Genomic DNA, 23,281 nt, shown 5'->3' on the forward strand with positions numbered 1-23,281 from the left:
ATTATTTATTTGCTTCTTTATATGCTTCGATAGAGCTTAGAACTTCTTGCTTAGCCACTTCAGAGCCTTCCCAGCCGCTTAACTTAACCCATTTGCCTGGCTCTAAGTCTTTATAGTGCTGGAAGAAGTGTTCAATTTGGCTGATCAACAATGGTGGAAGATCTGTATATTCTTGAATATCTTTGTAAATTGGTGTTAGTTTGTCGTGCGGCACTGCAACTAATTTCGCATCAACACCGCCGTCATCTTCCATGTTTAGTTTGCCGACTGGACGGCAGCGGATGACTGAGCCCGGCTCTACTGGGTGCGGTGTCACCACCAAAACGTCCAGCGGATCACCGTCCAAAGATAAAGTGTTTGGCACATAGCCGTAGTTTGCTGGGTAGAACATTGCTGTACCCATAAAACGGTCTACAAATAATGCGTCAGAATCTTTGTCGATTTCGTATTTGATTGGCGCTGCATTTGCAGGAATTTCAATAATGACATAGATGTCATTCGGCGCATCTTTACCCGCTGGGATATTGCTGTAGCTCATAGCATTGCTCTTTAACTAGTTAAATCTTTTTAAACCGGCATAATTATAGCGGGTTTTTGATATTTTTTTTTGATTTTGCAATTCGGCATCAAAATTTTCGTCGAATTGCTGTGCTGGCCTAAACAATTCTAATAATCAGCAGCAGCAGACAAACTGAGCACAGCATAGACAAGGTCCAGACTATCGAGCGCAAAGTCGCCCAATTGACCAAATAGCAGATGCCGTAAATAATGCGCAGCACAATATAGGCGATGCCTAAAGTCATGATAAATGTTTGCGGAATCACCATATATTCCGCCATCAGCACAGCGCCAATAAACAGCGGCAGGCTTTCAAAGCTGTTTTGCTGTACTGCATTTGCGCGGCGGGCCAGCCCAGTGGCATTGGCTAAAAATTCTCTGGGGTTTTGGTTATCTTTTGCCGTAAAGCCTGATGCCTTTTTTGCAATAAAGGTAAAAACATAAGGCAATAAGCAAGCGGCTAAAATGAGATAGATGATCCCACTTATGCTTTGCATGTGTTTTTTCTCTTAATGGATTTATAAGCGCCATGATAGCATGGCAATTCCTGAATAAATTTTGTTAAATAGGGTGTTTTATTTAATTATGTATATAGGGTGAATATGGCCAGTCCAGATCAAAAAGAGATGTTCGATGTCCTGGAACAGCAGCGCCAGAATCAGCGGCAGGTTGACCGCGTTTTAAAGATCGTGATTCCGGTTACAGCATTCCTGCTTACTGTCATCTGCGCCAACATGAATATCTGGTCTACGGTCTTTACCTTTGCCGTGCTGTGGGTGGCGTTTTATGCAGTGGCCATCAAGCAATGGCCGTTATGGCACTGGGTCATCGCTATTTTAGTTTATTGCATAATTGACAATGTGCTCAGCCACGGGACATTTAAACAAAGCCAATTCAGCCTGCAATTTGGCGCCATGTTTATCTTTCTGGGTATTTTTGGTGTAGGGCGCCGTTACTTTGACCGCTGGCTGATGAAAAAATAAAAATCCAGATCATAAAAAAAGCGCCATTTGGCGCTTTTTTTATGATCTGGATTATGCTGTTTTACGCAAATCTTTACGCAGAATTTTACCGACGTTGGATTTCGGCAATTCATCCATAAATTCAACATAACGCGGACGTTTATAGCCGGTTAAATTTTCTTTCGCGAAAGCTAAAACTTCTTCTGTTGTTAAAGACGGATCTTTTTTCACAACGAATAGCTTCGGCACCTCACCTGATTTCTCATCCGGCACGCCAATTGCAGCTACTTCAAGCACTTTTGGATGCTGTGAAACAACTTCTTCAATTTCAGAAGGATATACATTGAAGCCAGACACCAGAATCATGTCTTTTTTACGGTCAACAATTTTCACATAGCCTCGCGGATCCATCACACCGATATCACCGGTACGGAAGAAACCGTGAGTCATCACTTTTTCAGTTTCGTCCGGGCGGTTCCAATAGCCTTTCATTACTTGCGGGCCGCGGATTGAAATTTCACCCTGTTCACCCAGCGCCACTTCATTGCCGTCATCATCTAAAATAGCAACTTCAGTTAATGGCAATGGAATACCGATGGTGCCGCTGAACTCCATAGAAGCAGGCGGATTTGCGGTCGCTACCGGCGATGTTTCTGACAAGCCGTAACCTTCAATGATATTGGTGCCTGTCACTTTTTTCCAAGCTTCAGCTGTCGATGGAAGCACAGCCATGCCGCCGCCCATCGCCATCTTCATTTTGCTGTGATCCAGCTGCTTGAATTCTTCGTTGTTCACTAAAGCATTGAACAGTGTATTCACCGCAGGGAAGAAAGTCGGCTGGTATTTGCGCAATTCTTTAATGACAGCAGGCAGATCGCGCGGGTTTGGAATCAATACGTTAGCCTGACCTTTGTACATGCCGTACAGCGCGCAAACCATGAATGCAAAAATATGGTACAGCGGCAATGCGCAGAAAATGCGGTCATCTGGCTGGCCGTCTTGCTGGCCGAACTTGCTTTGGAAAATACCGTCACACTGCAGCATGTTTGAAACCAAGTTGCGGTGAGTTAATTCTGCGCCTTTAGAAACACCTGTCGTGCCGCCGGTATACTGGAGCACAGCGGTATCGCTTAGCGTTAAATTTGGACGCTTGTAATTACTGGCGCTGACTTTAGACATGGCCGCATTAAAGCGGATATGGCCCGGAATATCCCACGCTGGAATCTGCTTGCGGACAGAACGCAATACAAAATTGACCAATGTGCCCTTCAATGCGCCAAGCATGTCACCCACAGAAGCCACAACCACATGCTTCACTGGTGTTTTACCCAAAATTGCCTGATAGACAGATGCAAAATTTTCTACAATGACCAGCACTTCCGCGCCTGAGTCATTCAATTGATGCTCCAGTTCACGCGAGGTATACAGCGGATTCACGTTAACCAGCACCAAACCTGCGCGGAACACCCCTAAAGCCACAACAGGATACTGCAGAACATTCGGCATCATGACAGCAACACGCGAACCTTTTGCTAGGCCTAAGCTTTGCAAATACGTTGCAAATTTACGGCTTGCCTCATCCAGCTCGCTGAATGTCAGGACTTTATCCATAAAAATAAAGGCATCACGCGAGCCGAATTTCTGAAAATTACGTTCAAAAATATCGTTTAATGATGTATTTTCCGGCGGTAATTCTACAGTTTCTGGAATACCCGTCTTTTGGTATTCTGCAAACCAAATTTTTTCCATAATGCCCGATTCTCCTGTCTGTAATCCTTAATAATTCAACTGTTTTTCTCAATATTAAGCCGCTCATTATTTAACTTGTGTGAGCCTAATATTGCATCCATTTCACGAATACTTTGCATATATAACGTATTTCGATCCATGGATGCTAGTATTATCTTTGAATGAACAGTCTATTTGCTTTTTGATATCCACGCGGCAGCACCACTCCTTTCGAAGCCCGCTTGCCAATGTATTTGTGCAGATCATCACCTTTTAATTTTAATTGCTGCTGACCCGCAACCACTTGAATTATTTCATCTAAAGTTAAAGCTATCATGGATACGACCTGATCTTTAGCTTCAAGTTGTATCAATTTATTACCTTTACCTTTATTCAAGCTCGGCAATTCCGCCAAATCTACAATCAGCAGGCGGCCGGCTGAACTGAGCAGTGCAAGATGTGTGGCCTGTTCAATCATCTGCAGATTCATCGGCTGCGCATCGTCAGACAAACTCAAGAAAGCCTTGCCGGCTTTGGCATTGGTGTCCAGCTGCTTGGCCTGCGTTTTAAAGCCGTAGCCTTTGGTGCTGACCGCCAACAGTTCAGCCTCATCTTCTGCAATCAGAATCTGCTGGAAGCCGATCCCGCTTGCCGGAGCAAGCTTAGAACTTAAAGGTTCGCCCAATCCGCGCGCTGAAGGCAGCGTATTGATGCCAAGCGCATAACTGCGGCCACTCTCATCCAGCACATACACCCGCTGATTGGATTTGCCCTGCGCATGGCTCAGGTACTGGTCACCCGCACGGAAATTCAGGTTTTCGGCATCCACTTCATGCCCTTTGGCAGAACGGATCCAGCCCGCTTCTGACAGCACCACAGTCACTGGATCTGCCGGAAGCATGTCTTGCTCATTAATAGTCTGCGCATCTTCCCGGCGCACAATTGGCGCACGGCGGTCATCGCCAAATTTTTTGGCGTCTTCTTTCAGCTCATTGATAATCAGGTTTTTCAATGATTCAGGATTGGCCAGCTGCTCACGGATAATTGCCGCTTTGGCTTCCAACTCTTCCTGTTCACGGCGCATTTCCATTTCTTCAAGCTTCGCCAAGTGGCGCAATTTGAGCTCTAAAATGGCTTCAGCCTGAATTTCGTCAATCCCGAAATGCTCCATCAGTACAGGTTTCGGCTGATCTTCTTCACGGATGATGCGGATAACTTCGTCAATGTTCAGGTAAGCAATAATCAGCCCGCCTAAAATATGCAGGCGCTTTTCAATTTTATTCAGATGATACTGCAGACGGCGCGTTACCGTATTTTTACGGATTTCGATCCATTCCAGTAAAATGCGGCGGATCGATTTCACCTGCGGCCGCCCGTCAGCGCCAATCATATTCATGTTGACGCGGTAACTTGACTCAAGATCAGTCGTCGCAAACAAATGGCTCATCACTGATTCCGCATCAATACGGTTTGAGCGCAAGACAATCACTAAGCGGGTCGGATTTTGATGATCGGATTCATCGCGCAAATCGCTCACCAGCGGCAGTTTTTTCGCCTGCATCTGATCTGCAATCTGGGTAATGATTTTTGAACCCGACACCTGATAAGGCAATTCGGTAATCACGATCTCATTTTTTTCAATCGTGTACACAGCGCGGGTACGGTAGCTGCCGCGGCCTGTCGTTTGAATTTTCAGCAATTCATCCGGCGCGGTAATAATTTCCGCTTTGGTCGGCGTATCTGGACCCGGAATATATTCAGCAACTTTTTCATCGCTTAAGTTCGGATTGCGGATCAGCGCAATGGTGCCTTTGACCACTTCACGCAGATTATGCGGCGGAATGTCCGTCGCCATCCCGACAGCAATGCCGGTAGTGCCGTTTAAAAGAATGTTCGGCACACGCGCAGGCAAGCTTACCGGCTCTTTCATGGAACCGTCAAAGTTGTCCTGCCAGTCACAGGTGCCCTGTCCAAGTTCAGACAGCAGCAAGTCGCTGTAAGGCGAGAGCTTAGCTTCGGTATAGCGCATAGCGGCGAAGGATTTAGGATCATCCGGTGAACCCCAGTTGCCCTGCCCTTCAATAAATGGATAACGGTAGCTGAACGGCTGCGCCATCAGCACCATGGCTTCATAGCAGGCAGAGTCGCCATGCGGATGGTATTTACCTAAAACATCGCCCACGGTACGCGCCGATTTTTTCGGTTTTCCGCTGGGCTTGAGGCCCAATTCACTCATCGCATAAACGATACGTCGCTGTACAGGCTTTAAACCGTCACTGATATGCGGCAATGCACGGTCCATAATCACGTACATGGCGTAATTGAGGTAGGCTTGTTCGGTAAATTCCGCTACGGAACGGTTTTCTGTCGCATGATGCGCAAGGCTTGTCATAACAACCTGTAATCCTAATTAATTCATTTTTGTATCTGGGTTCTTATGCTATGTCGCGGCTGCTGCATACACAAGGGCATGTTCTTCAACACAGCGACAAATCGTGTCTTATGATCGATCTGATGCCGTAAAATTATCCATTTTTTAGAAAATGAGCAACTGATTATTTTCAAATAGCCGCAGGATTGCGGTTACTGCGGCCCTTAACGCATTCCAAACTAAAAAGCGCAGCCCGGTATATACGGGCTGCGCTTTTTATTGACGGAATTTCACAGCGGCGGCTATAGGCCCATAGATTCTAAAGTTTTGCCTTTGGTTTCTTCGCCTAAAACCACAATCACAAAAGCCACTGCCAGCAGCACCGCGGTAAACATGCTGAATACATAGCTGAAGCCATTGCTCATGACCATCATATGCGTCACGGCCAATGGCGCCACAATACCGCCCATGCGCCCGATGGCCGCTGCCCAGCCAGAGCCGAAAGCGCGGATATTGGCTGGATACTGTTCAGGGGTATACGTATACAGCACGCCCCATGCGCCTAAATTAAAGAAAGACATCAGGCAGCCCCAGACCACAATCATGGTGACTGTTTCAGACTGGCCAAAGAAATAAGCAGAGACCGCGCAGCAGCCGATGAACCCTGCCAGTGTCGCCTTACGCCCCAGCTTTTCGACCAGCCATGCCGCGGCAATATAGCCCGGCAGCTGCGCCAGAATCATCACCAGAACATATTCAAAAGACTGCACAATGGTATAGCCCTGTTTGACCAGCAGGCTCGGCAGCCAAGTGAAAATACCGTAATACGAATACACAATACCGAACCAAATCAGCCACAGCATCAGCGTCCGGCGCGCAAAAATGCCTGACCACAGCTGCTTGAATGAGGTGTTTTGCTGTTCCGCCACCGGCTTAACTTCAAAAATTTCCATCACTTCCACACCGCATTTGGCTTCAATTTTTTTCACCAAAGCATGCGCTTCTTCTAGACGGCCGCGGTTGATCAAATACGGAATAGATTCCGGCACCATCTTCCAGATCACAATGGCATACAGTGCAGGCAGCCCGCCCACGAGAAACGCAGCATGCCAGTTATAGTGCGGAATGACAAAATACGAAATCAGCGCGGCGCACAGCCAGCCCAGCCCCCAAAAACTTTCCAGCAAAACAATGAAGCGGCCGCGTACATGGGCTGGAATGTATTCACTCACCAAAGTCACAGCGACAGGCAATTGGCCGCCCAAACCTAAACCGACAATAAAGCGGCACACCAGCAGCCAAGTTAAATCTGGCGCAAATGCGCAGGCCGCTGTTGCAAAGCTGTAAATGACCAATGTGGATGCAAAGACCGTCTTACGCCCGACCCGGTCTGCCAGCGCCCCTGAAAAGACCGCGCCAATCGCCATGCCGACAAAGCCAATCGACACGACCCAGCCCTTTTCAGCCGGGCTCATCGCCCAGTCTTCGGCCATTTTTGCCAAGATAAAGGAGATTAGCCCCGTATCCATAGCATCAAACATCCAGCCCAGTCCAATGACCCATAGCAATGTGTAGTGAAACTTGCCGATAGGCAAGCGCTGTATCCGTGAGACTAAGTCCATAACAAGATCTCTGATGAGGTGAAAGGATGCATGCTGCCTTCACAACAGGATTTTATGATTTGCTTTTTTATTAGAATACGCAAGTGAAAAGCGCCGAAGCAGGCTTCGGCGCAGCTGTTTAAACCGGATGATGAAATACTCAAACCTAATGCGGTAAGGCTTTACGCTGTCCTAAGTCAAACGCGGCCATTCAAGACACGTCTTTAGAAGAGGCAGACTGATCATCATCATCTTTATAGATGAATTTCGGCATTTCCAAACCAAAATAAATTGCAATGCAGCGCAAGGAAAAGCCAAAAACCAAAGTTGAAATAACCGTGATTTCCAAAGACAGTCCAAAATCGATACAGAACCAATAGAAGATGACCGCGACAAAAGAAATTGAAGCGTACAGCTCACGGCGGAACACCAAGGGCACATCGTTGCAGAGAATATCCCGCAGAATACCGCCAGACACGCCGGTCAGCACTCCCGCAACCGCGGAAACGACAAAGCCCTGTCCCATTTGCAAAGCAATTTGACAGCCGATAATGGTGAAGCCGATAAGGCCCAAAGCATCCAAAAGCAAGAAGATGGAATGCAAATGCTTCATCCACTTGGCAATGATAATCGTGAACAGAGCGGCACAGCAGGTCAGCACCAAATATTCAGGATGCTTGACCCAAGTCAGCGGATAGTGCCCCAATAAAACATCCCGGACAGACCCCCCGCCCAATGCAGTGACACAGGCAATCAGTGTCACGCCAAACCAGTCCATACTGCGCCGTCCAGCGGATAGTGCCCCCGTCATGGCTTCTGCCGTAATTGCAATAATGTAAATAACGGTGAGTAACATTGCCCTTCATCCACTGAGGGTAAAAGATGCGCGCTATTTTAAGGCATCTTCAGAAAAAAACTACAGGTATTGCGCGCAGCATTGTTTAAATTTTTTGCCTGAACCGCAGATGCAAGGCTGTTTCATGGTGATTTGCAGGCCAGTCGTCGGATCTAAGAAAAACCATGCGCCATTTTGCTTCACAAAATGCGACACCTCATGATGCACATGCGCCTGCTTGCCGTCATGATAATGCGCTTTAAATTCCACCTGCGCATGGGTTTTATCCAGGTTTTCATCCGCCTGCACCACCTCCAGCCGAAGCCATTGATTGGATTTGCTCCAATTTGCAATAGCCGGCACATCTAAGGCCTGCTGCTGGCCCAGCGCAGTGGTTTGCACAATATAGTCAATTTCGTGCCGGGCAAATGCGCTGTAGCGGGAACGCATCAGCTGTTCAGCGCTTTGCGCTTTCGCCTGTACTGTATGCAGCGGCTGGCAGCATTGGGCATATTCGCCCTGACCGCAAGGGCATGATGTCTCTGGCATGTGCATCTCAAATAAAAAAATAGCCTGCAGTGCAGGCTATTCTAATAGAAGATGGGCTGAATTCAGCATCTATCTTTACTTATCATGCAAATTATGGGCAATTGCAGTGACATGGACTTTCTCAATTTTATGGCCTTCCATTGTGACCACTTCGAAAATGTGGCCATCCGCAGTAAGTTTTTCGCCATTTTCCGGCAAGCGGCCCAAATGAAATAAGATATAGCCCGACAGCGTTGAATATTGCTCAGACTCATCCACCAAATCGCGGCTCAGCAATAAAGACACGTGACGGATATCTGTTGATCCATCCAAAATCAGCGAGCCATCATCCAGACTGGCAGCAGCTGTTTCCAGCTCATCTTCATCCGGGAATTCCCCTGCAATGGCTTCCAGCACATCGATAGGCGTGGCGATCCCTTCAATTGAGCCGTACTCATTCAGCACCAGCGCCATTTGCAGCGGCGCCTGACGCAGCTGTTCCATCACCATCAAGACCTGCGCATTTTCATGCACAATCACGGGTTCACGCAGATGCTTTTCAAAGTTGAGCACGCCGGTTTCGATATATTCGTTCATCACTTTATGGGTCAGCACCACGCCGGCAATATTGTCCAGTTCACCGCGCGCAACAATCAGGCGTGAATGGGTCATGCTCAGCAGCTGGTGCTTGATGGAAGCTTCATCTTCTTCCAAATCAATCCATTCCAGTTCTGGGCGCGGCGTCATCACCGATTTCACCGGACGTTCAGACAGGCCTAACACCCCTTGCACCATCACGCTGTGATAGACCCCGTTGTCTTCATCAAAGACATCATCGGCAAAGGCGCGGGTCGCCAGCACATCTTCATGCTCATCATTTTTGATTTCTGAACCGCTCTTGCCGCCCAGCATGCGCATCACGGCAGAGGCCGTACGGTAACGCAAATCTGTAGTGGTCACCATTTTTTCCTGATTATGGCGCATGGTCTGGTTCAAGAATTCAATCAGCACAGAGAAGCCAATGGCTGCATACAAGTAGCCTTTTGGAATATGGAAGCCGAAGCCTTCGACCAGCAAGGAGAAACCGATCATCATCAGGAAGCACAGGCACAGAATCACCACCGTTGGATGACGGTTGACGAAATTCATCAGCGGTTTAGAAACCCACAGCATAATGCCGACGGCAATCACCACGGCAATCATCATGACGGGCAGATGTTTCACCATGCCGACCGCAGTGATGACGCTGTCCAAAGAAAACACTGCATCCAATACGACAATCTGAATAATCACCATCCAGAATGTTGCATGGACTGGGTTTTCTTCTTTCAGCATCGGCTTGTTTTCGAGGCGTTCACGCAGTTCCATGGTGCCTTTAAACAGCAGGAATACCCCGCCGAACAGCAGAATCAAATCGCGTCCGGAAAAAGGATGGCCAAAAACATGGAACAGCGGCGCAACCAGCGTCATCACCCAAGCGATAGACGCCAGCAGCACCAAGCGCATGCACAGCGCCAGCAGCAGGCCGACGATACGGGCAGTATTGCGCTGCTCGGGCGGCAATTTTTCCGCCAGAATCGCAATAAAAACTAAGTTATCAATACCCAGTACAATTTCCAGCACCACAAGGGTCAGCAGGCCGACCCAGGCTGAAGGATCAGACATCCACTCAAAGATCATGTGTCCATCTCCTGAGCAGAATGCAGGCATGTACTGATGTTTAGAATATTCGAATTTGAAAAGGTGCGCGCTGCAGCACCCATATGATTAATTTCTAAGAAATGTTTTTTTGCGGAGCGACAACAACCACTGCCCATGACGATTCATATGTTGAAAAACAAGGGTTCAGTATAGCAAGCTGGGACAGAATTTCATCTTTTTTTACAGCATCAGCCGCACCGCATTGTGAAATTTTGCTGCCCTGCCTTCATGCGGCATCTTTCTGTCATATTTCCAGACTAAGCTAGAGCCATAAAAAATAAAGTGCTAAGGTGAATAAAACGAAATGAATAGCGTATTAAAAATGACAGAACCATTTAACCTTTCCTCTCCCCAAACAACACAGCCGCTCATTGCCCTGTATTGCGGTTCCCGCTCAGGCAACAATCCGATTTATCAAGAAAAAGCCGTCGCCTTAGCCAAAGGCATTGCAGACCGCGGTTTTGGCCTGGTGTATGGCGGCGCCAGCATCGGGCTGATGGGGCAAGTTGCGGATGCCGTGGTGCAAAATGGCGGCGAAGCTGTCGGTGTGATTCCAGAATTCATGCTGGATTATGAGATTGCCCACCACAGCCTGACAGAATTGCACGTTGTTCAGACCATGCATGAACGCAAAGCCATGATGGCGGAACGCGCCAGCGCTTTTATTGCCTTGCCGGGCGGTTTGGGCACCTTTGAAGAAATTCTGGAAATTGCCACTTGGGGCCAATTGAACCAGCATCAGAAACCGATGATCCTATACAACGTAAACCGTTTTTATGATGCGCTGATTGCACAGCTGGATCATGCCGTTCAAGAAGGCTTTTTGCCGCCGCAGCACCGCGCCAAATTAATTGTCTGCAATTCATCGCAGCAGATTTTCAGCGCTTTAAGCAATCTGGGTTCTCCGAAACATTTTGTGGTTTAAGCAATAAAAAAACGGGCAATCATGCCCGTTTTTTATGTGCCAAAATCAGTTCCCTTATGCAAGGAGATGCTGATTCGGCTTAATCCTTATTGACCGGACACCAAATGGTAGAACCACGGCAGCGTTGTCGCCAAGAAAATACTGATCACCAGGCCAAACATCAGCTTCATGGCGTCTTTGCTGACATTGCGCGAGGTTTTATATTTATTGACTTCATGCAGATGCATCGCCATGGCAAACTCCCGGCCCGCCAGCAAACCTAAAAATACCCATGTGGTGCTCATTGGAATATTGCTCCATTCTTTGAATACCAGCAAAATAGTGGCGTAAATGAAGTCAATAATCGTGGCGGAACGGATATCCGCTACACCCGTTTTGGTATCAATAATATTCTGAATGGCGCCGCCGCGCTGATACAGAATAACACCCAGCAGCACGACAAAAACGGTAATCGCAAAAAGCAGGAACCACAGCGGCACCGCACGCGGCACATAAACGAAAATATTCGCCAAATCCTGAATCAGCCATTGGCTCCACAAGAATGCGGTAGACACCCACTGCAGCCCGACCCAAATATGAGAATGCTTTTGATCGCGGGTTTTACTGAAATGTACGGATATTTGCTTAATAACAAAACGGTAGACAATAATGGCGACAATAAACGCCACCGCATAGCCCATCATCGATTTGGTCAGCATAGAGCCCAAACTGCTGGGCGAGAAGATTGTCAGCACCAAGAACGTGGTACTGACAGGAATGCCGTATTTGGTCAAAATAATCAGCAGAATCGGCGGGACTACATACAGCCACGTTACACCGTCTTTCGGAAAGGGGATGGTTTCCAATCGGCCATAAGACGCATCGCCTACGCCAGAGGCAAACCAGCCATACAGCAGCACAGCGACCAAAATTGAACTGACGTACAGCCACAGCAGCCACCAAGGCCTGTGCGCATTGGATGAAATAAATGTTCCAAGCGTTTGCGGCACATCATTGCCGACGATTGAATAGGCGGCCAAACAGAAGCCGATCACCATTAAAATTTCAATTGTCATAGCATTTCAAAACCTGAGTCAAAAACGGCACCCTGCCTTAAAATTGAGGCATCGCTAAAATTGTGACCATGATATTTCATTTCGGGAAAGCTTTGGAGATATTTATTTTATCTTCCCGCTTTGCGCTGCGCAGCCAACCATAATGCGCTGACCGTCAGATGCAGTTAAGCATATTGAAAACAGCAGAAAAGATCTCCGCTGATCAATAAAGAATGAATGCATATTGCAACAGTATCGCCAATTAATTTCAGCTAAACTGCTTAAAAATTTCAGTTTTCCAATGCTATGAATGCCACGCCCTCTCATCAAGCCTTACAGCCCGAATTCCGACTGCTGGTTCTATTGGTATCTATTGGCTTTTTCATGCAGGGGCTGGATACCACAATTGTCAACACTGCAATTCCATCCATGGCTGCTCATCTGAATGAAGATCCGCTGAATATGCACAGCGTGGTGGTCGCCTACGTGCTTTCCGTGGCTGCCTGCATTCCGCTCAGCGGCTGGCTGGCTGATCGTTTTGGCGTGCGCAATACCTACTTTAGCGCAATTATTGTGTTTACCTTGGCGTCACTGGGCTGCGGCCAATCTGACAGCCTGAATGAACTGCTGGCCTACCGCGTTTTGCAGGGGATTGGCGGCGCATTGCTCTTGCCTGTGGGCCGTTTGGCCATGCTGAAAGTCATCCCGCGGACGCAGTTCCTATCGGCCATGAGCCTGATGAGCCTGGCAGGCCTCATTGGCCCGCTGATCGGGCCGACCTTAGGCGGCTGGCTAGTCGAGGTCACCACTTGGCACTGGATTTTCCTCATTAATATTCCAATGGGTATTTTAGGCTGCCTCATTACCTTTAAAGCCATGCCGAATGTCACGGAGCCTACTGTCGCCCGTTTTGATTTCTGGGGCTTTTTCCTGCTGGTGATTGCCATGGCGGGGCTGTCTTTGGGTATTGAAAACTTTGCCAGCACCTCGCATACACTATATTGGAGCATTGGACTGATTGTCGCGGGGCTCGGCGCCTCGGTCATTTATGCGCTGCACTCTCACAGTCATCAAAACGCATTATTCCGCAGTAAGCTGTTTAACAACCGAGTTTATGCCATTGGCATTCTAGGCAATTTTTTTGCGCGCCTCGGCGGCAACGCCATGCCTTTTTTAATTCCGCTGATGCTGCAGGTGGCATTCGGCTTTGAACCGTTTGTGACAGGCCTGCTGATGATTCCGACCGTGCTGGGGTCATTGGCGTCCAAACCCGTCATTCGGGCCATTATCCAGCGCTTCGGCTACCGCAATGTGCTTTTGGTCAATACCCTGCTGGTGGGCGCCTGCATCGCCAGTTTCGCCCTCAGTTCTGCCGAAACGCCGATTTGGCTGCGCGCGTTGCATTTCTTTGTTTTCGGCATGCTGAACTCCCTGCAATTTGTCTCCATGAATACGCTGACGCTGAAAGATTTGCCGCAGCAGGATGCCAGCAGCGGCAATAGTTTCCTGTCGATGATCATGATGGTTTCAATGAGTATCGGTGTGGCTCTGGCAGGCACATTGGTCAATGCATTCAGCGCTTATTTTGATACTGAGCACATCACTTCCGCCTTTCATGCCACCCTGATCTGTTTAGGCTGCATCAATATCATTACCGCGGCCATTTTCTGGCACATTCCGAAAGATACGGCAGTTTAAAAATGATTCGCACAAAGCGCATAGTGTCAGGCCAAGCTTCGCGCTATGATGTTGTTTCAATATCAGCAAATTTTATGGCACATGAATAAACGCAAGCCCGCTGCAACTGCACCCAAAGCTTACCGCCGCGCTGCATTAGGCCTGCTGGGATGCGCTGCCATGGCATTGCTGACGTACCTGCTGATCATGCCGCACCGCTTTGCTTCTGCCGAAGAATATCCAGTCAAAGGCTTTGATGTTTCACACCATCAGGGCGATGTGGAATGGAAAAAAATTTCGCCCAAAACCTATCAATTTGTCTATTTAAAAGCCACTGAAGGCGGCGATTTTAAAGATACCAAGTTTCAGGACAACTGGCTACAGGCCCGTGAACAAGGCTTTTTAGTCGGCGCGTATCATTTTTACCGCCTGTGCCGCGAGGGCAAAATTCAAGCCGAAAACTTCATTGAGACAGTGCCGAACAAGCCCGATGCCCTGCCGCCGGTCATAGATTTGGAATATGACAGCAAATGCATCAATGCCTTCAGCAAAGAACAGCTGCTGCAGGAAATTCAGGTCATGCATGATCAGCTCTTTAAACATTACGGCAAGCAGCCCATCTTCTATATCTCTAAATCATTCTATAATATTGTCTTGGCTGGAGAATTTAAAAAAACACCGCTGTGGGTGCGTGAATATCAAGGCCAGCCCGTGCTGAAGAACAATCCTGAATGGCTGTTCTGGCAGCATACCAACCAAGGGCAAATACAGGGCGTGCCCAAAACTGTCGACTTGAATGTGTTTAATGGCGATGCCAAACAATGGCAGGCTTTTTTAATCACAAACGGCCTAAGCATTCCTGCGATTGAAAAAAAACAGAAAAAATAACATGATGCATCATGCCTAAAATATTGATGCCGCGTGAAGCCATAAAAAGAAAAGATATGCAAAGGACCTGCAGATGATGCCCACCGTTTATAAATGGCTAACCGGATTAGCCAGTATCGCCATCTTACTGATTTCAGTGACGGCCTATCTGCTGCAGCCTTCTGGCTCAGTCGCGGATTTCAAGGCATGGCAATATCAGCACAATGCCGGCACCCAGCACAAAAGCAAACTGACCGTAAAATTTTTCGGGGTGTCGACTTTATTGTTTGATGATGGGAACGATCAGATTCTGATTGACGGTTTTTTTAGCCGCCCCGCTTTATCTCAAGTGATCTTTCAAAAAATCCACAGCAGTCCTGAGCTGATTCAACAGTTAATACAGCAGTATCAGCTGCAGCGCACACGCGCTGTGCTGGTCACGCATTCACATTATGACCATGCCTTAGACATTGCCGTCCTCGGCCAAAAATTGCCGAATGCCAAAATTATCGGATCATCCAGCACACTGAATATCGCACGCGGCGGACACATGGCTGAACAGCAGCTCATCCCTGTTGTTGCTTGGAAAGCCATGCATTTCGGGGTTTTCAGCATAACTGCAATACCTTCGCAACATACTCCGCCAACAGCAGTGAACGATGACTTAGGCCAAGAAATTGCGCAGCCTTTAAAACAGCCCGCGCGTTTTTCGGCGTTTAAAGAAGGCCATAGTTTTGATTATTTCATTGAACATTCAGGCCAGCGCATTTTGGTCAAAGCCAGCACTGGCGCCATACCGGATCAATTGAAAAACATCCGCGCCGATACCCTGTTCTTAGGCATAGCGCAGCTGTCAAAGCAGCCAGCCGAATATCAGCAGCAATATTTGGCGCAGACCTTAGGCATGCTAAAACCCAAAACCGTCGTACCCATTCATTGGGATAACTTTTTCAAACCGCTTGATACGCCATTGCAGTTTTTGCCCAAGATTGCAGACAATACAGAAGAAAGCCTGCGCATATTGATTGATGCAGCAGGCAAGCAAAAGTCGCAGGTCATTTTACTGAGTCAACCTGTGTCGTACAGCCTGAGTTAAGCCCTATCCCCGCATTGCGGGCTATGCGATACTGAGATCATCACTTTATTTGCTGCTATGCGTTTGCATGAGAAAAATCATTCATATCGATATGGATGCCTTTTATGCATCTGTAGAACTGCGTGAACGCCCCGAACTGCGGCATTTACCTGTGGTTGTATCATCGCATCACCCACGGGCAGTGATTTGCGCAGCCTCTTATCCGGCACGTGAATTCGGCCTGCGTTCGGCCATGTCCATGAGTCAGGCGCGCAAGCGCTGTCCGCAAGTCGTGGTCATTGAGCCTAATTTTGAAAAATACCGGGCTGTCTCGGCGCAAATCCACAATATTTTTCAGCGCTATACCCCGCTCATTGAACCCTTGTCTTTAGATGAAGCATTCTTAGATGTAACCGATAATCTGCTTCAAATTGCCAGCGCAACAGAAGTGGCCATGCGTATTCGTGAAGAAATCTATCAAGCCACAGGACTGACAGCCTCTGCTGGCGTTGCGCCGAATAAGTTCCTGGCCAAAGTGGCTTCAGACTGGAACAAGCCCAATGGCATTTGCGTCATTAAACCGTCCAAAGTGAAAAAATTTATTCACGATTTGCCTCTAAAAAAAATTCCGGGTGTCGGCAAAGTGACCCAAGAAAAACTGAAAACCATGCAATTGGAAACCTTGGGCGATTTACAGGAAATAGAAGAAGCTTTGCTGGTGCATCATTTTGGCAAATACGGCAAGCAGCTGTTTTTGTATGCGCAAGGCATTGATGAACGCCCGGTTCAAGCTGAACGTGAACGCCAGCAGATTTCCAAGGAAACCACTTTTGATGATGACCTGACATTGATGCAATGCCTGCCTTTCTGGCCAAAATTAATTGATCAGGTTTGGCGCAGCCTGCAGCACAAAGAACTGAGCGCGCGCGGAGTGTCCGCCAAACTGAAGCTGAAGAACTTTCAAGTGCTGCAGCACAGCAAAAGCTTTAAAACCCCGCTGGCTACTCAGGCTGATTTGGAACAGGTGCTGCATCAGCTGCTGAGCGAGATGCATGTGCCTGACGAGTTTCAATTCCGCTTGATTGGTATTGGGGTTTATCAGCTGACGATCCGGCAGGAAGAAGCCCAGCTATCCCTGCTTTAATGTCTAATATCTGCAATTTTATAGGCAAAGCATCAAGGACGCTTAAGTTTTATACAAAAGAATAAAAATAAAGCAGATTGCGCTTCACATTCAGCAAATTTGGGGTAATCTACTTGCGCGATGCATTATCCATGTAGGCGCTGAGATGCTGAAAATCACCATTACTTTCAGCATGATGTCCTGTAGTTGGCGTGACGATCCAATCCGAATATTGCAGGACAGCTCTTCTGTCAATCATGTACTTTCCTATCCAGCATCTCTTAAATACAGCACACTCTGCGCTTAAACAAAGCATCTCTCTGAATTCACGGCATTTTTTCAAGCCTGCTTCCGTCCAACTGTCCTGAACAATGCATAGCTAAAGCTGACGGCCCATTCAGCATTTGAAGCTGAAGTTTTGCCAATCCCGGTATTTTCAATAGATTCGTTTTCCCTGCTGATACAGACCATCTTATTTACGCCATCCAATTACATTTACTTCTTATTGCGCCGCCCTTAGTGATTTGAGGCCATCATTCATGGCATTATATGGCCATCTATTTAGCCTCAGGCAGTTTGCTGGCTGCATTGACGCCAGCCATGATGCCGAAAACACAGGAATATCCATATGGCTGTACAGCGGCTGCATGTAGAAAAACGTTTTTCAGAAATTGCCATTTCGGGCAACTTGGTTCATTTGGCTGGCCAGCTGGCGTCAGACACCAGTTTGGATATCCGCGGACAAACTAAGCAGACATTGGATATCATTGACCGTTTTTTAGCAGATGCCGGCACGGACAAAAGCCACATTATGTCAGTGACCATTTACCTCAAAGATATCGAAAAAGATTATGCTGCTTTTAATGAAATTTGGGATCTTTGGGTCAGCGACATTCAAGCCCTGCCCCGCACTTGTGTAGAAGCAAAGCTGTACTCGCCACAGGTTTTGGTGGAATTGACGGTGGTTGCCGTTAAACCTGAATAATGCTGCAATAAAATAAGTTATAAAAAAGCATGCCCTAAGTTGCATGCTTTTTTATTTTCAGCTTAATGCTTTGAGCCTTTTACGCTCCAAATCTGAATACAGATGATATTTTTTCAAATCACTGACGGGCGTTAATGGCCGGAATGAAGCCTTTCCATGCAAAAAATCATCCCGCAGCTGAGCATACTCAGGCACGTCATCATAACGGATCACACGGTAGCCGGCCATTTGCAGCAAAGCGTCCTGATACTGTGAAGGCTGGATGCGTTTCAGCACCATAGGATCATCTAAAGCAATAATGGCTTTAATCTGCTGGTTTTCATCCAGCACAACAAAGTCTGCAACCATATTCCTGTACTTATTCCGCGTACGGTAATATTTGGTTGTTAATAAGGCATCGAAAGAAACATGCGCCAAAATAATATGATTTGGCAGAATTTCTTTCAGACGCGTATAGGTCAGCTGCTCATTAATATTGAAAATAGCACGCTGTTTCAATGCGCTATCTTGCTGCTTGGCATTATTTTCTAAACTTTTCCAAGCCATTATGAGCATGCAGCCGAGCAGCATGCTCGCGATCACAATATAAATTGCCATCTCTCATAATCCTTTACATTTATTATAATCATTTTGCGCTGCACCTTTTCTGCTTCAGCCAGAATGCAGCGGATCTTATTGTTAAAATTTCGTTTTAAAAATTTTTCACCGGTTTTATTATCTACCCAAACTGCTCAGCAGCTGTGTCACTTCTTTGTAACCGCGCCTTTTTATATTGATGAGAATATAGCCCATCTTCGGCTAGTTACCTTACTGTATGCTATTTCAGGAAAATCTGGCAAGACTGTTTTAGACGATTGTCTAACAATTCCGACAAACTGATTTCCACGCAGGTCCGCTCGAAAGTTGATACAGAAGGCTTAACTCCAGCTGACCTGATCCGTTAAATCATCAAGCCCAGCCAATAAAAAAAGACACCGAAGTGCCTTTTTAAATTTTAACAAAATTAAGCGCGGGACTTGGATTTCCCTTTCGGTTTTGGCCCGCCGAATGGCTTTTTCGCATCGCCGGTTTCACGCGGCGGCAAACCGGTATGCTGCGTTAGAATCTGCCCGCGTTCAGGGCGCTTTTTAGTATTGGATGGACGAGACTGATTTTTGGCCTGCTGATTGCGATTATCCGCATTACGTTTTTGCGAATCACCATCAACAGTTGAGTTTTTCTTACGCGCCGATTGATACTGCCCATCAGCATTGCCCACAGGCTGATAAGTCGGAATCAAATGATGTTTCGAGTTGCCGATTAAATCCTGACGGCCCATTTCCTTCAGCGCTTCACGCAGCAAAGGCCAATTGTTGGCGTCATGGTAGCGCAGGAAGGCTTTATGCAGACGGCGGCGCTTATCGCCTTTCACAATATCCACAGACTCGGTATAGCGCGCGACTTTGGCCAGCGGGTTTTTACCGGTGTGATACATGGTGGTTGCTGTTGCCATTGGCGACGGATAGAAAGTCTGCACCTGATCGGCGCGGAAATCATTCTTTTTCAGCCAAATCGCCAGATTCATCATGTCATAATCGGTGGTTCCCGGATGTGCCGCGATGAAATAAGGGATCAGATACTGTTCTTTGCCGGCTTCCTTGCTGAAACGCTCAAACATTTGCTTGAAACGGTCGTAAGTACCGATGCCCGGCTTCATCATCTTCGACAATGGGCCTTTTTCGGTATGTTCAGGCGCAATTTTCAGGTAGCCTCCCACATGATGCGTCACCAATTCACGCACATATTCAGGATTCAACACTGCAAGGTCATAGCGCAGCCCTGAACCGATCAGAATTTTTTTGATCCCCTTGAGTTCACGCGCTTTACGGTACAGCTGAGTGAGCGGCGCATGATCGGTATGCAGGTTTTGACACACACCCGGGAATACGCAAGACGGCTTACGGCAGTTTTTTTCAATTTCAGGGTCTTTGCAGGCCAAACGGTACATATTGGCAGTCGGCCCGCCTAAGTCGGAAATAATGCCGGTAAAGCCCGGCGCGGTATCGCGGATTTTTTCCACTTCACGCAGAATTGATTCTTCAGAACGGTTCTGAATAATACGGCCTTCATGTTCTGTAATTGAACAGAAGGTACAGCCGCCAAAACAGCCGCGCATGATATTCACAGAGAATTTAATCATGTCAAAAGCCGGGAAACGCGCATTGGCGTAAGCAGGATGCGGCAAACGCGCATACGGCAGGTCAAACACATAATCCATTTCTTCCGTGGTTAACGGAATTGGCGGCGCATTCAGCCATACATCACGCTCACCGTGCTTTTGCACCATGGCGCGGGCATTGCCCGGATTGGTTTCCAAATGCAAAATGCGGTTGGCATGCGCATATAAAACAGGATCAGCAGCAACTTCTTCATAGGCCGGCAGGCGGATCACCGCCAATTCACGCGGCGGCAATTTATGCTTAATGGCCTTTGATGACGGCTGCAGCTGAACAATTTGCGTATCGGCATCCAGCTGATCGCCTTCCCGGATAATCGGATTTGCAACAGGCTCTTTTTGGAAATTTTGATACTGGGTTAATGAATTGCCTTTATCTTTCTCGATTTCACAGCCGTCCAAATCTTCAGTCATCACATATGGATTGATAATCGGATCGACACGGCCAACAGCATCGACATCATTCGATGCTATTTCAACAAACTTCGCTTTTGATGGACGGTTCAGCTTATTCACAATAAATGCTGTACCGCGAACATCCGTAATTTGATGGATTTTTTCACCGCGGGCTAAACGGTGCATCACTTCTGTAATTGAGCGCTCACCATTGCCGTACATCAATAAATCGGCTTTTGAATCCATCAGGACTGAACGGCGGACTTTGTCTGACCAATAGTCATAATGCGCAATCCGGCGCAGTGAAGCTTCAATACCACCTAACAGTACAGGCACATCTGGATAGGCTTCACGTACACGCTGGCAATATACAGTCGCTGCGCGGTCTGGACGCTTATTCGGCTGATTGTCCGGTGAATAGGCATCATCCGAGCGGATTTTACGGTCAGCCGTATAGCGGTTGATCATCGAATCCATATTGCCGGCGGTAACGCCCCAAGCAATATTCGGCTTTCCTAATGCGCGGAAAGCATCCACATTGGTCCAGTCCGGCTGTGCAATAATGCCGACACGGAAACCTTGCGCTTCCAAGGTACGGCCAATAATGCCTGAACAGAACGATGGGTGATCAATATATGCATCACCGCAGACTAAAATGAAATCACAGCTGTCCCAGCCAAGCTGATCCATTTCTTCGCGTGACATCGGCAAAAATGGCGCTGGATCAAAACACGACGCCCAATATTTGTCGTAATCAAACAGCGCTTTTGGCGCGGTCTGCATGGTATAAGCAGTAGACATGGCTAGCAATTCTCGGCTGGCAGATGGATGGCCTGAAAAAATCAGACCTAAAGATGAAAGCCGATCATTTTACCATGAATTCTATTCATCTTGCTTGATTATAATTTATACAAATCAGCTTGATTGATAATCAAAACATTCGTTCCATTAAAAAAGTTCCTGCAGATACTGAAACCCTCAAAAATCATGCAAGCCAATATCAATTCATCAAACATTGAATAAATCTAGATTATTCAACTCATTGGTGAATAATTTGCTTTAATTTATATTATTTGGAATTCTATTTATTTAAATATATAGCAGGCATACAGATAATTGCTGCATCGCATTATTAGGATTTAATCCACACCGCAAGATTTCATTATTCGCTTTAACGGCAAAAAGTAAATTGCTCGAATTAAGCAGCGCTCGGCTTATTCAGGTTTTAAACGCAGGGATAAAAACATCCCCAAGGCTAAAATCAATGCAATAAAAATGGTAATGCCCGTCCATCCCCAGCTCTCCCAAACCAATCCGCTGCTGCTGCCCAGCACACTTGAACCCAAGTAATAGCAAAATAAATATAAAGATGAAGCAACGGCACGGTATTGCAATGAATGGACAGAAACCCAGCTGCTGGCAGTTGAATGCGCGGCGAAAAATGAAAAAGTAAATATCAGCAAGCCAATAAAAATACCCCATAGCGATGGAATCAGCATCATCATCAGACCCAGCAGCATCATCAACAGCATGCAAGGCAGCACTTTATTTCTGCCAAATTTTCGGCACCAGCTGCTCGCTCTGGGGGAGCTGTATATTCCAGCTAAATATGCGGCCGAAATTAGGCCAATCCACATTTGTGACAGCTCGAACGGCTTTTCCAGCAAGTGGTAGCTGATATAATTGAATATAGAAACGAAGCAACCCATCAAAATAAAGCCCAAAATGAAGAGCAAACGGAGCTTAGGATCTTCAATATTCTTAGTAAAGGATTCCTTAAACCGTCTAAATCGGATCGGATAAGCCTTAAAGTGCCTTGATTTCGGTAAAATAATGAAAAATGTGACCGCGATGGCAAGATTCAGCAATCCAATAATTAAGGTAGCCGCTTGCCAAGAAATAAAATCAACCAGCACGCCAGCAACGAGCCGGCCGCCCATGCCGCCGATTGCAGTGCCAGAAATATACAAGCCCATGGCAAAACCGATATCTTGATCTGCAATTTCTTCACCAATATAGGTCATGGCAACAGCAGCTACACCGCTAACCATTAAGCCGATTAAAATCCGTGTAAAAAGGAAAACTTCCCAAATCGGAAAAAAAGAGCTGATAATTAATAATGATGATGCTAAGCACAATGCGTAAGCCATAACCGGCTTGCGGCCAAAACGGTCTGAGATCAAGCCTGTAAACAATAATCCGACGGCCAGTGCGCTGGTGGAAAATGAAAGCGGGAAACTGCTGTGTGTCGGCGACACTGAAAAAAACTGAGCAAAAATCGGCATCATCGGCTGCACGCAATACAGTGATGAAAAAATCGAAAATCCAGCAAGAAATAAGGAAAAAAGAACTGCTGAAAAATCTTTTGAGCCATATTCAATATAGTTTGGCTCAGTCGGCAAGCTGGACATACGGACTCCAAATATGGCCTTAGTATACCCCTGCGCAAACCAAGATAAAAAAGCTTTTATTTGTTTCTATTTCCTTCGTGATTGGGAGTATTCCTTCTTTTATTTTCCCTTTTCCTGCACATAAAAAAACACCCCCTGGGTTATCAGGGGGTGTTTCGAATAATGAGCTGGCGATGACTTACTCTCACATGGGTAACCCCACACTACCATCAGCGCTAAGAGGTTTCACTTCTGAGTTCGGGAAGGGATCAGGTGGTTCACTCTTGCTATTGTCGCCAGCACAACTGTT

General features: G+C 47.0%; 20 protein-coding genes and 1 rRNA gene. 7 read left to right on the top strand and 14 right to left on the bottom strand.

Annotation, left to right across the window (positions count from 1 at the left end; all coding sequences use genetic code 11):
- Position 1: 1 nt before the first annotated feature.
- Both ppa and AZH43_RS17875 read right to left on the bottom strand, forming a co-directional pair.
- Positions 2 to 538: an inorganic diphosphatase gene (ppa, locus tag AZH43_RS17870; RefSeq protein WP_067672831.1), complete on the bottom strand. Its 537-nt coding sequence runs from the start codon at positions 536 to 538 to the stop codon at positions 2 to 4.
- Positions 539 to 656: 118 nt separating this feature from the next.
- Positions 657 to 1,055, bottom strand: coding sequence for an MAPEG family protein (locus tag AZH43_RS17875; protein WP_067672834.1), 399 nt, complete (start codon positions 1,053 to 1,055; stop codon positions 657 to 659).
- 105 nt (positions 1,056 to 1,160) lie between these two features.
- On the opposite strand from AZH43_RS17875, the gene AZH43_RS17880 reads away from it, so the two are divergent.
- Positions 1,161 to 1,541: a hypothetical protein gene (locus AZH43_RS17880; RefSeq protein WP_067672837.1), complete on the top strand. Its 381-nt coding sequence runs from the start codon at positions 1,161 to 1,163 to the stop codon at positions 1,539 to 1,541.
- Positions 1,542 to 1,592: 51 nt separating this feature from the next.
- Here the strand turns inward: AZH43_RS17880 and AZH43_RS17885 are convergent, their stop codons facing one another.
- The 6 genes from AZH43_RS17885 to AZH43_RS17910 all read right to left on the bottom strand — a co-directional run bounded on the left by AZH43_RS17885 (position 1,593) and on the right by AZH43_RS17910 (position 10,263).
- Positions 1,593 to 3,269, bottom strand: coding sequence for an AMP-binding protein (locus AZH43_RS17885; RefSeq protein ID WP_067672840.1), 1,677 nt, complete (start codon positions 3,267 to 3,269; stop codon positions 1,593 to 1,595).
- A 151-nt stretch (positions 3,270 to 3,420) separates the two neighbouring features.
- Positions 3,421 to 5,640, bottom strand: a complete 2,220-nt coding sequence (gene parC / locus AZH43_RS17890) for a DNA topoisomerase IV subunit A (RefSeq protein WP_067672843.1) — start codon at positions 5,638 to 5,640, stop codon at positions 3,421 to 3,423.
- Positions 5,641 to 5,921: 281 nt separating this feature from the next.
- Positions 5,922 to 7,241, bottom strand: a complete 1,320-nt coding sequence (gene niaP / locus AZH43_RS17895; RefSeq protein WP_067672846.1) for a niacin transporter NiaP — start codon at positions 7,239 to 7,241, stop codon at positions 5,922 to 5,924.
- Between the two features lie 190 nt (positions 7,242 to 7,431).
- Positions 7,432 to 8,076 (bottom strand): trimeric intracellular cation channel family protein, encoded by a 645-nt coding sequence (locus AZH43_RS17900; RefSeq protein ID WP_067672849.1) that lies wholly within the window; start codon positions 8,074 to 8,076, stop codon positions 7,432 to 7,434.
- A 60-nt stretch (positions 8,077 to 8,136) separates the two neighbouring features.
- On the bottom strand, positions 8,137 to 8,604 hold the full coding sequence (locus tag AZH43_RS17905; protein WP_067672852.1) for a YchJ family protein: 468 nt from the start codon (positions 8,602 to 8,604) through the stop codon (positions 8,137 to 8,139).
- Positions 8,605 to 8,679: 75 nt separating this feature from the next.
- Positions 8,680 to 10,263 carry a TerC family protein gene (locus tag AZH43_RS17910; protein ID WP_067672855.1) on the bottom strand — a complete coding sequence of 528 codons (1,584 nt, stop codon included), beginning with the start codon at positions 10,261 to 10,263 and terminating at the stop codon, positions 8,680 to 8,682.
- Between the two features lie 325 nt (positions 10,264 to 10,588).
- Between AZH43_RS17910 and AZH43_RS17915 the strand changes: the two genes are divergently transcribed.
- On the top strand, positions 10,589 to 11,209 hold the full coding sequence (locus AZH43_RS17915) for an LOG family protein (protein ID WP_067672858.1): 621 nt from the start codon (positions 10,589 to 10,591) through the stop codon (positions 11,207 to 11,209).
- An 86-nt stretch (positions 11,210 to 11,295) separates the two neighbouring features.
- On the opposite strand, the gene AZH43_RS17920 is transcribed toward AZH43_RS17915, so the two are convergent.
- A complete protein-coding gene (locus AZH43_RS17920) occupies positions 11,296 to 12,264 on the bottom strand; it encodes a hypothetical protein (RefSeq protein ID WP_067672861.1) in 969 nt (322 codons plus the stop codon).
- A 285-nt stretch (positions 12,265 to 12,549) separates the two neighbouring features.
- Here AZH43_RS17920 and mdtD point away from each other — a divergent pair, with 285 nt between their 5' ends.
- From mdtD to dinB, 4 genes are all read left to right on the top strand, one after another.
- Positions 12,550 to 13,941, top strand: coding sequence for a multidrug transporter subunit MdtD (gene mdtD, locus AZH43_RS17930; protein ID WP_067672867.1), 1,392 nt, complete (start codon positions 12,550 to 12,552; stop codon positions 13,939 to 13,941).
- A gap of 81 nt (positions 13,942 to 14,022) precedes the next feature.
- Complete coding sequence (locus AZH43_RS17935; protein ID WP_067672888.1) at positions 14,023 to 14,808, top strand: glycoside hydrolase family 25 protein; 786 nt, start codon at positions 14,023 to 14,025, stop codon at positions 14,806 to 14,808.
- A 76-nt stretch (positions 14,809 to 14,884) separates the two neighbouring features.
- On the top strand, positions 14,885 to 15,883 hold the full coding sequence (locus tag AZH43_RS17940; RefSeq protein ID WP_067672891.1) for an MBL fold metallo-hydrolase: 999 nt from the start codon (positions 14,885 to 14,887) through the stop codon (positions 15,881 to 15,883).
- 67 nt (positions 15,884 to 15,950) lie between these two features.
- Positions 15,951 to 17,006: a DNA polymerase IV gene (gene dinB, locus AZH43_RS17945; protein ID WP_067672870.1), complete on the top strand. Its 1,056-nt coding sequence runs from the start codon at positions 15,951 to 15,953 to the stop codon at positions 17,004 to 17,006.
- 109 nt (positions 17,007 to 17,115) lie between these two features.
- On the opposite strand, the gene AZH43_RS19095 is transcribed toward dinB, so the two are convergent.
- Positions 17,116 to 17,244, bottom strand: coding sequence for a hypothetical protein (locus AZH43_RS19095; protein WP_264753359.1), 129 nt, complete (start codon positions 17,242 to 17,244; stop codon positions 17,116 to 17,118).
- A 369-nt stretch (positions 17,245 to 17,613) separates the two neighbouring features.
- Between AZH43_RS19095 and AZH43_RS17950 the strand changes: the two genes are divergently transcribed.
- A complete protein-coding gene (locus AZH43_RS17950) occupies positions 17,614 to 17,970 on the top strand; it encodes a RidA family protein (RefSeq protein WP_067672873.1) in 357 nt (118 codons plus the stop codon).
- Positions 17,971 to 18,027: 57 nt separating this feature from the next.
- Here AZH43_RS17950 and AZH43_RS17955 read toward each other — a convergent pair whose 3' ends face one another.
- From AZH43_RS17955 to rrf, 4 genes are all read right to left on the bottom strand, one after another.
- Entirely contained in the window at positions 18,028 to 18,567 is a 540-nt protein-coding gene (locus AZH43_RS17955; protein WP_067672876.1) for a DUF2726 domain-containing protein, read from the bottom strand.
- A gap of 406 nt (positions 18,568 to 18,973) precedes the next feature.
- Entirely contained in the window at positions 18,974 to 21,382 is a 2,409-nt protein-coding gene (locus AZH43_RS17960) for a YgiQ family radical SAM protein (protein ID WP_067672879.1), read from the bottom strand.
- Positions 21,383 to 21,795: 413 nt separating this feature from the next.
- Positions 21,796 to 22,992 (bottom strand): MFS transporter, encoded by a 1,197-nt coding sequence (locus AZH43_RS17965; protein ID WP_067672882.1) that lies wholly within the window; start codon positions 22,990 to 22,992, stop codon positions 21,796 to 21,798.
- Between the two features lie 165 nt (positions 22,993 to 23,157).
- Positions 23,158 to 23,272: ribosomal RNA gene (gene rrf / locus AZH43_RS17970) — 5S ribosomal RNA — on the bottom strand.
- Positions 23,273 to 23,281: the final 9 nt, after the last annotated feature.

Origin of the sequence: Acinetobacter pragensis (genome assembly GCF_001605895.1) — a bacterium.
GTDB lineage: Bacteria > Pseudomonadota > Gammaproteobacteria > Pseudomonadales > Moraxellaceae > Acinetobacter > Acinetobacter pragensis.